This window comes from Streptomyces xingningensis, assembly GCF_054957865.1.
This window is the reverse complement of record NZ_JBDJPF010000049.1, coordinates 15,509-28,197: the sequence shown is the minus strand read 5'-3', so window position 1 is coordinate 28,197 and position 12,689 is coordinate 15,509. Positions and strand designations below refer to the sequence as shown.

Genomic DNA, 12,689 nt, shown 5'->3' with positions numbered 1-12,689 from the left:
GACCGAACACGGCGTTGATCTTGGGGGGTGCTCGGGGCGGGAGCTTCCCCGGGCACCGCCTACCCTTGTTGCATGACCAGCATCGACCGGAGCCTTGCCGTGCGTTCACCTATGACCTACGCGATTCGCACCTACGGGTGCCAGATGAACGTCCACGACTCCGAGCGGCTGTCCGGCCTGCTGGAGGACGCGGGGTACGTGCGCGCACCCGAGGGCACCGCCGAGGGCGACGCCGACGTCGTCGTCTTCAACACCTGCGCGGTGCGGGAGAACGCCGACAACAAGCTGTACGGCAACCTCGGCCGGCTGGCCCCGATGAAGACCAGGCGGCCCGGCATGCAGATCGCCGTGGGCGGCTGCCTCGCCCAGAAGGACCGTGACACCATCGTGAAGAAGGCGCCGTGGGTCGACGTCGTCTTCGGCACGCACAACATCGGCAGGCTGCCCGTGCTGCTGGAGCGCGCCCGTATCCAGGAGGAGGCCCAGGTCGAGATCGCCGAGTCGCTGGAGGCGTTCCCCTCGACCCTGCCCACGCGGCGCGAGAGCGCCTATGCGGCCTGGGTCTCGATCTCCGTCGGCTGCAACAACACCTGTACCTTCTGCATTGTCCCCGCGCTGCGCGGCAAGGAGAAGGACCGTCGCCCCGGCGACATCCTGGCCGAGGTCGAGGCGCTGGTCGCCGAGGGTGTCAGCGAGATCACCCTGCTCGGGCAGAACGTCAACGCCTACGGCTCCGACATCGGTGACCGCGAAGCGTTCTCCAAGCTGCTGCGGGCCTGCGGGAAGATCGAGGGGCTGGAGCGGGTCCGCTTCACCTCGCCGCACCCGCGGGACTTCACGGACGATGTGATCGCCGCGATGGCGGAGACCCCCAACGTGATGCCGCAGCTGCACATGCCGCTGCAGTCCGGCTCGGACACCGTGCTCAGAGCGATGCGCCGCTCGTACCGCCAGGAGCGCTACCTCGGCATCATCGAGAAGGTGCGCGCCGCCATGCCGGACGCGGCCATCTCCACCGACATCATCGTGGGCTTCCCCGGCGAGACCGAGGAGGACTTCGAGCAGACCATGCATGTGGTGCGCGAGGCGCGCTTCGCGCAGGCGTTCACCTTCCAGTACTCCAAGCGCCCCGGGACCCCGGCTGCCGAAATGGCGGGACAGATCCCCAAGCAGGTCGTGCAGGCGCGCTATGAGCGGCTGGTCGCCCTCCAGGAGGAGATCTCCTGGGAGGAGAACAAGAAGCAGGTCGGCCGCACGCTGGAGATCCTGGTCGCCGAGGGCGAAGGCCGCAAGGACGGCGCAACGCGGCGGCTCTCCGGCCGGGCCCCCGACAACCGGCTCGTCCACTTCAACCCGAGCTTGCGAGGGGTGAACGACGAGCCCGGTAATCCGAGCTTGCGAGGGGTGAACGACGAGCACAGCCAGCGGCCCGACGAGCCGGTCCGGCCGGGCGATGTGGTGACCGTGAAGATCACCTACGCCGCCCCGCACCACCTGCTTGCCGAGGGACCCGCCAAGGCCGTGCGCCGCACCCGCGCGGGCGACGCGTGGGAGAAGCGCAACGCCGCGGCGGCGCAGCCCCGGGGCGTCATGCTGGGCATCCCCACCATCGGCGCGCCCGCGCCGACGTCGGCTCCGGTCGCCGCCGGCTGCGGCTGCGACTGATCACCGGACGGACCGGTCCTCCTCCGCGGCAAGGGCGTATCGTTCCGGCATGCTCGTCGCCGCTGCCGTATGCCCTTGTCCGCCGCTGCTCGTCCCGGAAGTCGCCGCCGGAGCCGCGGCCGAGCTGGACGCGCTGCGGGCCGCCTGCCTGGACGCGGTGGCCGTGGCCGCCGCCGCCCGGCCCGACCGGCTGCTGGTCGTCGGGCCCGCCGAGCCGTCCGGCCGGGGGACGCATCCCCAGGGCGCCGTCGGCTCGTTCCGGGGCTTCGGCGTGCCGCTCGACGTGCGGCTGGGCACCGGCGGCCCCGCCGGTGAGCGGGAACTGCCGGTCTCGCTGGCGGTCGCGGCCTGGCTGCTGGAGCGCACCGGCTGGTCCGCCGCGCCGGTGACCGGGCTGGGTGTGGCGGAGCGGCTGGCGGCCGAGGACTGCCTGAGCCAGGGCCGGGAGTCGGCGCTGGGGGAGGAGCGGCTCGCGCTGCTGGTGATGGGCGACGGCAGCGCCTGCCGGAGCCTGAAGGCACCCGGCTACCTCGACGAGCGGGCCGAGGACTTCGACGCGGGCTCGGCACGGGCGCTGGGGACCGCGGACACCGCCGCGCTGGCTGCGCTCGACGCCGACCTGGCCCACCAGCTGAAGGCCGCCGGGCGGGCGCCCTGGCAGCTGCTCGCGGGCGCGGGCGAGAACGCCGGACTGCGTGGTGCGCTGCTGTACGACGAGGCGCCGTACGGAGTCGGCTACCACGTCGCGACGTGGTCGTGACGGCCCGGCGGAACCGGGCCGGACACGGCGACGGCCGCGGAGCGGGCTGCTCCGCGGCCGTTCGCCGACGAGGCGTCAGGAGGTGCCGGAGCCTGCGGCGCCGCCCTTGCCGTCGTGCTCGGCAAGCCGGTCAAGGGCCTGCTTGGCCTTGCCCGTGCCGGTCCTGATCTGGTTGGTGTACTTGCCGTCGGTCTTGGCGTCGACCGCCCGCGCGGCCTTCTCGATCCCCTGCTCGATCCGGCCCCCGTGCTGCTGCACGAGATCGCCGACCCTGTCCTTCACCGGGCCGAGCTTGGTCTTGAGATCGTCGAACAGGCCCATGGGCACCTAACCTCGTCATTCCTCGTCAAGAAAGCTACTTGCGGGCGCCCTCACCGGCCTCGCTGTCCGCCGCCTTCTCCGCGGACTGCTGCTTGGGGATCTCGACTTCGCCCCCGTCGGCAGCGTCGTCCTCGGCCTTGGCGGCCTGCTCCGGAGCAGCCTCCTCCGGCTCGGCACCGGCCGTCTCGGCGGCGTCGGCCGATTCCGCCGTCAGAGTGGCAGTCGTGGCCTCTTCTGTTGACGCCTCCGACTTCCGACGGCGAAACCTTGAAAACACGCCCATATCAACTCCATTACCTTACTGGTCTGAGCGAAATCCCGCGTCGCCCGGAGCGTTCCACTGCACCGCTTCCGGGCACCGGAGGTGAACCGGCTGTCGGAACCTCGCAACAGGCAACGAGACCGGTGCCGTCGCGTCACGTAGCTCGTTCGAGGGCCGGGGCCGAGGTTTGCGAGACTGGTCCGGTGAGAAACGCAGTTCCCGCACCGCGGGTCATCGCCGTAGTCGGACCCACCGCGGCCGGCAAGTCCGACCTCGGCGTCGCCCTCGCCCAGCACCTGGACGGCGAGGTCGTCAACGCCGACTCCATGCAGCTCTACCGGGGCATGGACATCGGCACCGCCAAGCTGACGATGGCCGAGCGGCAGGGCGTGCCGCACCGTCTGCTCGACATCTGGGACGTGACCGAGGCCGCCAGCGTGGCCGAGTACCAGCGGCTGGCCCGCGCGGAGATCGACCGGCTGCTCGCCGAGGGCCGCACCCCGGTGCTGGTCGGCGGCTCCGGCCTCTACATCAAGGGGGCCATCGACGCCCTCGAGTTCCCGGGCACGGACCCGGCCGTACGCGCCCGGCTGGAAGCGGAACTGGCCGAGCACGGGCCGGGCGCCCTGCACACCCGGCTCGCCGCCGTGGACCCGGCCGCCGCCCGCTCGATCCTGCCCGGCAACGGCCGCCGCATCGTCCGGGCCCTGGAGGTCATCGAGATCACCGGCCGGCCCTTCACCGCCGGCCTCCCCGGTGAGACGGCCGTCTACGACACCGTGCAGATCGGTGTCGACGTGGCCCGCCCCGAGCTGGACGAGCGGATCACCACCCGGGTCGACCGCATGTGGGAGGCCGGGCTGGTCGACGAAGTGCGCGCCCTGGAGCGCGCAGGGCTGCGCGAGGGGCGCACGGCCTCCCGGGCGCTGGGCTACCAGCAGGTGCTCGCGTTCCTCGCCGGAGAGTGCACCGAGCAGGCCGCGCGGGACGAGACCGTACGGGCGACCAAGCGGTTCGCCCGCCGTCAGGACTCATGGTTCCGGCGCGACTCCCGGGTCCACTGGCTGAGCGGTGCCGCGGACCGGCACGCGGAACTCCCGGAGCGAGCGCTGGCGTTGGTCGAACGGACGGTCACAGCCTGATCACGTGATGGCATCGGGAAGTGCCATGGGTCATGAGGCCCTTCCGCAGCGTGCCATCATCAAGTTCCGAGCGAGCCGTGAAGTCCAGGTTGGGAGGGCGCGTGGCGATGGAGGCCGGCCCTCGTGACAGATCACAACAGCCGCCCGGCAGCGGGCACCTCCCGGGGGGCGCCCCCGGACGGAGTCCGGGGGAGACGGCCGGAGGAGAGCCGGAGGCACTGACTCCGGACGGCCCGCAGGACACCCCGGACGCCGTTGTGGAGAACACCGCACCCGCGTCCTTCCGGGAGCTGCGCCCACCTCGTCGGTTGCGCCTCTGGCAGCTCGTACCCATCGTGGTGCTCGCGGCCATCGGCTCGCTGATGTTCGCCTTCCCGCTCGCCTTCGAGTTCGGCGACGGCGGTCCGGTCGTCGCCATGCTCGGGCTGCTCATCAGCTGCTGTGCCGCGGGGTGGGCGGTGATGGCGGCCCGCCGGGTCGATTACACCTGGCCCGGTCTGCCCCAGCGCGGTTCGGGGCGCCGCCCCGACTGGCGGTATGTGGCCTCGTACACGGCCTTGGTGGCCGTGGTGGTGGTCCTCGCGGTGTGGCGGGTGGCCCGGCTGCGCTGAGCCCCGGCCCCGCCCGCCCGGTGCCCCGTATCATCGAAACGTGAGCACCACACAAATCGCCTTCCTCAAGGGCCACGGCACCGAGAACGACTTCGTGATCATCCCCGACCCCGACGGGCGGATCGAGCTGTCCGCCGACGCCGTCGCGCGGCTGTGTGACCGGCGGGCGGGCATCGGCGCGGACGGCGTGCTGCGGGTCGTGCGGGCCGCGGCGCACCCCGAGGCCCGTGCGATGGCCGGCGAGGCCGAGTGGTTCATGGACTACCGCAACGGCGATGGCACCATCGCCGAGATGTGTGGCAACGGCGTCCGGGTCTTCGCGCGCTACCTGCAGCGGGCCGGCCTCGCCGAGGAGGGCGACCTGGCGATCGCGACCCGGGCCGGGATCCGCCGGGCGCACATCGCCAAGGCGGGCCCGGACGGTGAGCCCGGCGAGATCACCGTCGCCATGGGCCGGGCCCGGCTGCCCGAGGGAGAGGCCACCGTCACCGTCGGCGGGCGCTCCTGGCCCGCGCGCCAGGTGAACATGGGCAATCCGCACGCCGTTTCCTTCGTCGCCGACCTCGCCGACGCCGGAAGGCTGCTGGACGCCCCCGCCGTCAGCCCCGCCGCCGCCTACCCGGACGGCGTCAATGTCGAGTTCGTCGTCGACCGTGGCCCGCGCCGGGTGGCGATGCGTGTGCACGAGCGCGGCTCCGGCGAGACCCGGTCCTGCGGCACCGGCGCCTGCGCGGTGATGGTCGCGGCGGCCCGCCGGGACGGCGCCGACCCGGCCGTTCTCGGCCACCCCGTCCAGTACACCGTGGAGGTGCCCGGCGGGCGCCTGGTGATCGGTGAGAACCCGGACGGCACGGTCGAGATGACCGGCCCCGCGGTCATCGTCGCGGAGGGCACCCTGGACGCGTCCTGGCTGCGCGCGGCCATCGGCTGACGGCCCGTTCGCCCTCGCTCCGCTTACCGGGTTTCCGGATTTACACCTCGCTCGAATGGGTGATCCGGTTCACTCCGGGCGAGAGCGGGTGAGCGGCGCGTGATGGGGTCGGTAGCATCAAGCACCGGTCTGGAGGCGTGAGCCGACCGCCGGTCGATGCTGCCGGAGGTGCCCATGAGCGCAGAGGCCACGAACGAAGGTGCTCCCCGCCGCAGGCGCGGCCGTCGTATCGACCTGAGACGGCTGGGGCGCGCGGCGCTCAGCGGCTCCGGGGCGCGCGACCGGATGCCGGACGCCATCGACCATGTCGCCAAGGTGCACCGGGCCCACCACCCCGGCGCGGACCTCGACATCCTGCGCCGCGCCTATCTCCTCGCGGAGTCCTCGCACCGCGGCCAGACGCGCAAGAGCGGTGAGCCGTACATCACGCATCCGCTGGCCGTCACCCTGATCCTCGCCCAACTGGGCGCCGAGACCACCACCTTGACCGCCTCCCTGCTGCACGACACCGTCGAGGACACGGAGCTGACGCTCCATCAGGTCGGTGCGCAGTTCGGCGAGGAGGTGCGTTTCCTGGTCGACGGTGTCACCAAGCTGGAGAAGGTCGACTACGGCGCCGCCGCGGAGCCCGAGACCTTTCGCAAGATGCTGGTGGCCACCGGCAATGACGTCCGTGTGATGTCCATCAAGCTCGCCGACCGGCTGCACAACATGCGCACGCTCGGGGTGATGCGCCCGGAGAAGCAGGTCCGCATCGCCAAGGTCACCCGCGATGTGCTGATCCCGCTCGCCGAGCGGCTGGGCGTACAGGTGCTCAAGGCCGAGCTGGAGGATCTGGTCTTTGCGATCCTGCACCCCGAGGAGTACGCCCGCACCCGCGACTTCGTGCTCGCCCACGCGGGCCGGCCCGATCCGCTGCAGGCGACCGCCGGCCGCATCCGGGGCGTGCTGCGGGAGGCCGGGATCGCCGCCCAAGTGCTCGTCCGGCCACGGCACTTCGTCTCCGTGCACCGGGTGCGCCTCAAGCGCGGCGAGCTCACCGGCTCGGACCTCGGCAGGCTGCTCGTCCTGGTCGCGGAGGACGCGGACTGCTATGCGGTCCTCGGCGAGCTGCACACCTGCTTCACCCCGTTCATCTCGGAGTTCAAGGACTTCATCGCGGTCCCCAAGTTCAACCTCTACCAGTCGCTGCACACCGCGGTGGCCGGCGAGGGCGGCCAGGCGGCCGAAGTCCTCATCCGCACCCGCCAGATGCACCGGGTCGCCGAGGCCGGGGTGATCGCCCTCGGCAATCCCTACGCGGCGCCCGAGGCGCCCGACGCGGCGGACGGAGAGCGCGCCGACCCCACCCGGCCCGGCTGGCTGTCCCGGCTGCTGGAGTGGCAGCGGGCGACCCCCGATCCGGACACCTTCTGGACCTCGCTCCGGGACGAGCTCGCCCAGGACCGGGAGATCACCGTCTTCCGGGCCGACGGCGGCACCATCGGCCTCCCGGCCGGGTCCAGCTGTGTGGACGCGGCGTACGCCCAGCACGGCGACCGCGGGCACACCTGCATCGGCGCCTGTGTCAACGGCCGGCTGGTGCGGCTCAGCACGGTGCTGCGGGACGGCGACACGCTGCATCTGCTGATGTCCCCGGACACCGCCTCGGGGCCGTCCCCGGACTGGCTCGAGCACGCCCGCACCCCGGCGGCGCGGATCGCCATCGGCCGCTGGCTGGCCACCCATCCGGCACCGGAACCGGTCGTCCCGGCGGTGCTGCCGCCACCCCCCGTGCCCGCCCGGGCCGTTGCCCGTGCCCCCGTGCGGGAGCCGGTCGCCGTGGTCGACCGGGGGACCGGCCCGGCGGCCGCCAGCGTGCGGCTGGCGGGCTGTTGCACGCCCGTCCCGCCCGACGAGGTCACCGGCTTCGCCGTGCGCGGCCGCGCGGTGACCGTGCACCGGGCGCAGTGCCCGGCGGTGGACCGGATGGTCACCGCCGGGCGGGAGCCCGTCGCCGTGCACTGGCGCAGCACCGACGGGGCGGGCACCGGCGACTACCGGGTCACCCTGCGGGCGGAGGCCTTCAGCAGGCCGCATCTGCTCGCCGACCTGACGGAGGTCATCGCGGCGGAGGGCGCCGCCGTCGTCTCGGCGGCCGTCGAACCACCGCACGAACAGCGGGTGCGGCACACCTACACCCTTCAACTGCCCGATGCCGCACACCTGCCGGAGCTGATGCGGGCCATGCGACGGGTGCCGGGGGTCTATGACGTCGGCCGGGCGGGATGGCCGGTGGCCGCACCACTGTGACCGAACACCCGTGGCGTTGACGCTCGGATGACCTGCCGGGACGCTCTTCCGAGTGGGAAAGCGCCGCGCCGCCATGGCCGGGCCGCCCGGCGCTGATAGCGGTAGGACGCATGCCGCACACACCCGGGGAGCGCTCCCCCCAGCGCCGGTGGTCAGCGCGCCGCCGCGCCGTCCTCGCCGCCACCGCAGCCCTGTTGTTCGCGGGGGCCGCGGCCCCGCCGCCGGTTCCCCTGGGCATCGGGGACCGCCTCTTCCCGTACCTCGGCAATCCCGGCTACCACGTCCGCTCCTACGACCTCGCCTTCGACTACCACGGCAACGACCGGCCGCTGGACGCCGTGACCACCATCGACGCCCGGGCCACCACGCGACTGCGGCGCTTCAACCTGGACTTCGCGCGCGGCACGGTCCACTCGGTCGAAGTCGACGGCAAGCCCGCCGAGTTCGCCCCCGTCGAGGAGGACCTGGTGGTCACCCCGGCCCGTCCGGTGCCGCGCGGCAAGCCGTTCACCGTCACCGTCCGCCACACCAGTGATCCGGCGGGCGGCAAGGACGGCGGCTGGATCCGGACCGCCGACGGACTGGTCATGGCCAATCAGGCAGATGCCGCGCACCGGGTCTTTCCCGGCAACGACCACCCTTCGGACAAGGCCTACTTCACCTTCCGCATCACCGCGCCCAAGGACCTGACGGTGGTCGCCGACGGGCTGGCGGACGGGCGCCGCACCGAGGGCGCCGGCACCACCTGGACCTACCGGACCCGCCACCCGATGGCCACCGAGCTCGCCCAGGTGGCCATCGGCCGCTTCGCCGTGCCCGAGCACACCGGACCGCATGGACTGCCCCTGCGGGACGTGCTGCCCGCCGCCGACCGGCAGCTGCTGGAGACCTGGACGGCGAAGACGCCGGATCAGATCGCCTGGCTGGAAGGGAAGGTCGGGAAGTACCCCTTCGAGAACTACGGGTTGCTCATCGCCCAGGCCTCCACCGGCTTCGAGCTCGAGACCCAGACCCTGTCCCTCTTCGAGCACGACCTGTTCACCCGGACCGCCCTGCCCGCCTGGTACGTGGAGTCGGTGATGGTCCACGAGCTCGCCCACCAGTGGTTCGGGGACAGCGTCAGCCCCCGCACCTGGTCCGACCTCTGGCTCAACGAGGCCCATGCCACCTGGTACGAGTCGCTGTACGCCGAGGCGCGGGGCGGGCGCAGACTCGACGACCGGATGCGCATCGCCTATGAGTACTCCGACCTGATGCGCACCGACGGCGGGCCGCCCGCCGCCATCAAGCCCCCCGTCCCGGGCAAGAAGATCAGCATCTTCCGGCCGGTGGTCTACGACGGCAGCGCGCTCGTCCTCTACGCCCTGCGGCAGAAGATCGGGGCGCCCGCCTTCGAGCGGCTGGAGCGGGTGTGGATCGCGGCCCACCGCGACTCCGTCGTCTCCACGGCCGACTTCATCACCCTTGCCTCCCGGGTCTCCCACCAGAACCTCAGGCCCTTCCTGCGCGCCTGGCTCTATGAGCCCACGACCCCTCCGATGCCCGGCCACCCCGACTGGAAGCCCACCCGGAAACCCGGGTGACGGTACCCGGGGAGCGTGGGAACATCGACGGGTCGGCAGGATGCCCGGCCCCGGGAATCTCCGAGGGCCGCCGGACGTTGTCGATGCCGAGAGCCCGCACTCGTGGGCCAGGCCCTCCCGACGGACGCAAAGGATCACATGACCTCCACTTCTTCCCTTCCCCAGGACCGGCAGAGCCTTCCGGAGAGCCTTCGGGCCGACGCCCTGATGGAAGAGGACGTCGCCTGGAGCCACGAGATCGACGGGGAGCGCGACGGCGACCAGTACGACCGGTCCGAGCGTGCGGCACTGCGCCGGGTGACCGGGCTCTCCACCGAGCTCGAGGACGTCACCGAGGTCGAGTACCGGCAGCTGCGCCTCGAGCGCGTGGTGCTGGTCGGCGTCTGGACGTCCGGCACGGTGCAGGAGGCGGAGAACTCCCTCGCGGAGCTGGCCGCCCTCGCCGAGACCGCGGGCGCCCTGGTGCTCGACGGTGTCGTCCAGCGCCGTGACAAGCCGGATCCGGCGACCTACATCGGCTCGGGCAAGGCCCAGGAGCTGCGGGACATCGTCCTGGAGTCCGGTGCCGACACGGTGGTCTGCGACGGTGAGCTGAGCCCCGGCCAGCTCATCCACCTCGAGGATGTCGTCAAGGTCAAGGTGGTCGACCGGACGGCCCTGATCCTCGACATCTTCGCCCAGCACGCCAAGTCCCGCGAGGGCAAGGCGCAGGTCTCGCTGGCACAGATGCAGTACATGCTGCCCAGGCTGCGCGGCTGGGGCCAGTCGCTCTCCCGGCAGATGGGTGGCGGTGGCTCCGGTTCGTCCGGCGGTGGCATGGCCACCCGTGGTCCCGGTGAGACCAAGATCGAGACGGACCGGCGGCGGATCCGCGAGAAGATGGCGAAGATGCGCCGGGAGATCGCGGAGATGAAGACCGGGCGCGACCTCAAGCGCCAGGAGCGGCGGCGCAACAAGGTTCCGTCGGTCGCCATCGCCGGGTACACCAACGCGGGCAAGTCGTCCCTGCTCAACCGGCTCACCGGGGCCGGTGTGCTGGTGGAGAACGCCCTGTTCGCCACCCTCGACCCGACCGTGCGCCGGGCCGAGACGCCCACCGGGCGGCTCTACACCCTCGCCGACACCGTCGGCTTTGTGCGCCACCTGCCGCACCACCTGGTCGAGGCGTTCCGCTCCACCATGGAGGAGGTCGGCGACTCCGACCTGATCCTGCATGTGGTGGACGGCTCGCACCCGGCCCCGGAGGAGCAACTGGCGGCGGTGCGCGAGGTGATCCGCGATGTCGGTGCGCTCGATGTGCCCGAGATCGTGGTGATCAACAAGGCGGACGCGGCCGATCCGCTGGTGTTGCAGCGGCTGCTGCGCATCGAGCAGCGTTCGATCGCGGTGTCGGCGCGCACCGGCGAGGGGATCGAGGAGCTGCTGGCGCTGATCGACGCCGAGCTGCCGCGGCCGGCCGTCCAGCTCGAGGCGCTGGTGCCGTACACCCATGGTTCACTCGTCGCGCGGATCCACGCCGATGGCGAGGTGCTCTCCGAGGAGCACACTCCGGAGGGCACGCTGGTCAGGGCACGGGTGCACGAGGAGCTCGCCGCCGAGCTGCGGCGGTATGAGCCGGCCGCGCGCGCCTGAACCCTGAACCGTTCTCACCCGATCGGGTGAGGACAGAAGGCCCGCCTCCGACGATGTCAGGGGCGGGCTTTCCGTTTGCCGGTCGGTGCCGGACTACCGTACGGCCGCGAACTTCTGGCTGATGGCGTCGTAGACGCCCTTGGCCTCCGGCCCCAGGTGCGGCCCCGCCAGCCAGCGGCTGTCGGGCGGGCCGATCGAGGTGTTGGAGACCAGCACCGCCTTGCCGTCCGGGCCCTTGGCGAACCAGCCGCCGCCGGATGAACCGCCGGTCATGGTGCAGCCGATGCGGTACATCGTCGGCTGGGCGGCATCCAGGGAGAGCCGGCCGGGCTTGTCGATGCAGTCGTACATCTTCTGCCCGTCGAAGGGCGGCGCGGCCGGGTAGCCCCAAGCGCCCATCGACCGGATGGACTTGACCTGCGGGGCGTTGAAGTCCACGGTCAGCGCGCTGCCGACGGTCTCCTCGAGAGACTTCCGGGAGCCGTTCTCCTGCTTCACATGCAACACGGAGAAGTCATACGGGGCGCCCGCGCCACCGGTCTCGGCGCCCTGGCTGATCCACTGCGAGGAGGTCTGGGCCCAGTCCGCCCACCACACGCCCTTGGGCGCCACGTCCTGCACGGGTGCGCTGTTGACCTGGGCGCCGGGCAGGCCCCGGTCGTTGTAGGACGGCACAAAGGCGAGGTTGCGGTACCAGCCGCCCTTCTTGCCCGCGTGCACGCAGTGCCCCGCCGTCCAGACCAGGTTGGACTTGCCAGGGTGTGCCGGGTCCTTGACGACCGTCGCCGAGCAGACCATACGGCCCTGGGGGCTGTCGAAGAAGACCTTGCCGACCGGGGGAACGCTCTGGTGGTACGGCAGCTTCACCGGCGCGGCCGGCACCGGGGCGGGCACCGGGTCGGTGACGCCCTGGTCGCCGGCATCGGTGCCCGGGACCGTGCCCGGGCCGCCCTGGGCGGAGAGCGTCTTGTCGTTTGCGCGGGCGTCCTTCATCGTGTCGGGCTTCCAATGGCCCTTGATGATGGGGTTGATGAAGTCCCGGGCCTCACGCAGCCACTGGTCCTTGTCCCACTTCTTCCAGGCGCCGTTCTTCCACTTCTCGAGGTCCTGGAGGGTGAGCCCGTTGGGCAGCTTGATGCCGTCATCGCCCTGTTGGTTCGCGCTCGCGCTGGGCTTGTCACCGCCCGAGGCCTTGTCGTCGGTCGGACCACAGGCGGCGGCGGTCAGCGCCAGCACGGTGGCGACGGCCGCCGTGGCGAGCGTGCGCGGGCCACGAGCGGCCACGGCTCGCCATCCGGGCCGGTGGGCGACGGACGGGCGTTGGGATGGCATGGAGTGGAATCCCCCGATCTGTACCTTGTGGTGATGCATGCGTGCTCCTGGCGCACGGGTCAATTTGTCATGCACCGCCCCGGCAGTGGGGCAGGGCCACATTACGCCGACGCCCTGCAGGACGGGCGTCGGCCGCTGCCCGGTTCCCGGCCCAAGGA

11 protein-coding genes are annotated in these 12,689 nt (G+C 72.0%); 8 read left to right on the top strand and 3 right to left on the bottom strand.

The window, feature by feature from the left end:
* Window positions 1-72 precede the first annotated feature (72 nt).
* On the top strand, window positions 73-1,665 hold the full coding sequence (gene miaB / locus ABCR83_RS23375; RefSeq protein ID WP_462697101.1) for a tRNA (N6-isopentenyl adenosine(37)-C2)-methylthiotransferase MiaB: 1,593 nt from the start codon (window positions 73-75) through the stop codon (window positions 1,663-1,665).
* 49 nt (window positions 1,666-1,714) lie between these two features.
* Window positions 1,715-2,425, top strand: coding sequence for a class III extradiol dioxygenase subunit B-like domain-containing protein (locus ABCR83_RS23370; RefSeq protein ID WP_462697100.1), 711 nt, complete (start codon window positions 1,715-1,717; stop codon window positions 2,423-2,425).
* 75 nt (window positions 2,426-2,500) lie between these two features.
* On the opposite strand, the gene ABCR83_RS23365 is transcribed toward ABCR83_RS23370, so the two are convergent.
* Window positions 2,501-2,746, bottom strand: coding sequence for an antitoxin (locus ABCR83_RS23365; protein WP_462697099.1), 246 nt, complete (start codon window positions 2,744-2,746; stop codon window positions 2,501-2,503).
* Between the two features lie 34 nt (window positions 2,747-2,780).
* Window positions 2,781-3,029 (bottom strand): hypothetical protein, encoded by a 249-nt coding sequence (locus tag ABCR83_RS23360; protein WP_462697098.1) that lies wholly within the window; start codon window positions 3,027-3,029, stop codon window positions 2,781-2,783.
* Between the two features lie 182 nt (window positions 3,030-3,211).
* On the opposite strand from ABCR83_RS23360, the gene miaA reads away from it, so the two are divergent.
* The 6 genes from miaA (at window position 3,212) to hflX (ending at window position 11,199) form a co-directional block, all read left to right on the top strand.
* Window positions 3,212-4,150: a tRNA (adenosine(37)-N6)-dimethylallyltransferase MiaA gene (gene miaA / locus ABCR83_RS23355; protein WP_462697097.1), complete on the top strand. Its 939-nt coding sequence runs from the start codon at window positions 3,212-3,214 to the stop codon at window positions 4,148-4,150.
* A 107-nt stretch (window positions 4,151-4,257) separates the two neighbouring features.
* Window positions 4,258-4,761 (top strand): hypothetical protein, encoded by a 504-nt coding sequence (locus ABCR83_RS23350; protein WP_462697122.1) that lies wholly within the window; start codon window positions 4,258-4,260, stop codon window positions 4,759-4,761.
* A 40-nt stretch (window positions 4,762-4,801) separates the two neighbouring features.
* Window positions 4,802-5,692, top strand: coding sequence for a diaminopimelate epimerase (dapF, locus tag ABCR83_RS23345; protein WP_462697096.1), 891 nt, complete (start codon window positions 4,802-4,804; stop codon window positions 5,690-5,692).
* A 174-nt stretch (window positions 5,693-5,866) separates the two neighbouring features.
* On the top strand, window positions 5,867-7,984 hold the full coding sequence (locus ABCR83_RS23340) for a RelA/SpoT family protein (RefSeq protein WP_462697095.1): 2,118 nt from the start codon (window positions 5,867-5,869) through the stop codon (window positions 7,982-7,984).
* 110 nt (window positions 7,985-8,094) lie between these two features.
* The gene (locus ABCR83_RS23335) at window positions 8,095-9,567 is read left to right on the top strand and encodes a M1 family metallopeptidase (RefSeq protein ID WP_462697094.1); all 1,473 of its coding nucleotides are present in this window, start codon (window positions 8,095-8,097) and stop codon (window positions 9,565-9,567) included.
* Between the two features lie 138 nt (window positions 9,568-9,705).
* Window positions 9,706-11,199: a GTPase HflX gene (gene hflX, locus ABCR83_RS23330; protein ID WP_462697093.1), complete on the top strand. Its 1,494-nt coding sequence runs from the start codon at window positions 9,706-9,708 to the stop codon at window positions 11,197-11,199.
* A gap of 93 nt (window positions 11,200-11,292) precedes the next feature.
* On the opposite strand, the gene ABCR83_RS23325 is transcribed toward hflX, so the two are convergent.
* The gene (locus ABCR83_RS23325; RefSeq protein ID WP_462697121.1) at window positions 11,293-12,531 is read right to left on the bottom strand and encodes a trypsin-like serine peptidase; all 1,239 of its coding nucleotides are present in this window, start codon (window positions 12,529-12,531) and stop codon (window positions 11,293-11,295) included.
* Window positions 12,532-12,689 lie beyond the last annotated feature (158 nt).

What these genes read in the sequence shown, in the direction of transcription:
- miaB (WP_462697101.1), top strand. Translation starts at nt 73, where the DNA reads ATGACCAGCATCGACCGGAGCCTTGCCGTGCGTTCACCTATGACCTAC.
- ABCR83_RS23340 (WP_462697095.1), top strand. Translation starts at nt 5,867, where the DNA reads ATGAGCGCAGAGGCCACGAACGAAGGTGCTCCCCGCCGCAGGCGCGGC.
- ABCR83_RS23360 (WP_462697098.1), bottom strand. Translation starts at nt 3,029, where the DNA reads ATGGGCGTGTTTTCAAGGTTTCGCCGTCGGAAGTCGGAGGCGTCAACA.
- ABCR83_RS23335 (WP_462697094.1), top strand. Translation starts at nt 8,095, where the DNA reads ATGCCGCACACACCCGGGGAGCGCTCCCCCCAGCGCCGGTGGTCAGCG.
- ABCR83_RS23350 (WP_462697122.1), top strand. Translation starts at nt 4,258, where the DNA reads ATGGAGGCCGGCCCTCGTGACAGATCACAACAGCCGCCCGGCAGCGGG.
- hflX (WP_462697093.1), top strand. Translation starts at nt 9,706, where the DNA reads ATGACCTCCACTTCTTCCCTTCCCCAGGACCGGCAGAGCCTTCCGGAG.
- ABCR83_RS23370 (WP_462697100.1), top strand. Translation starts at nt 1,715, where the DNA reads ATGCTCGTCGCCGCTGCCGTATGCCCTTGTCCGCCGCTGCTCGTCCCG.
- ABCR83_RS23365 (WP_462697099.1), bottom strand. Translation starts at nt 2,746, where the DNA reads ATGGGCCTGTTCGACGATCTCAAGACCAAGCTCGGCCCGGTGAAGGAC.
- ABCR83_RS23325 (WP_462697121.1), bottom strand. Translation starts at nt 12,531, where the DNA reads ATGCCATCCCAACGCCCGTCCGTCGCCCACCGGCCCGGATGGCGAGCC.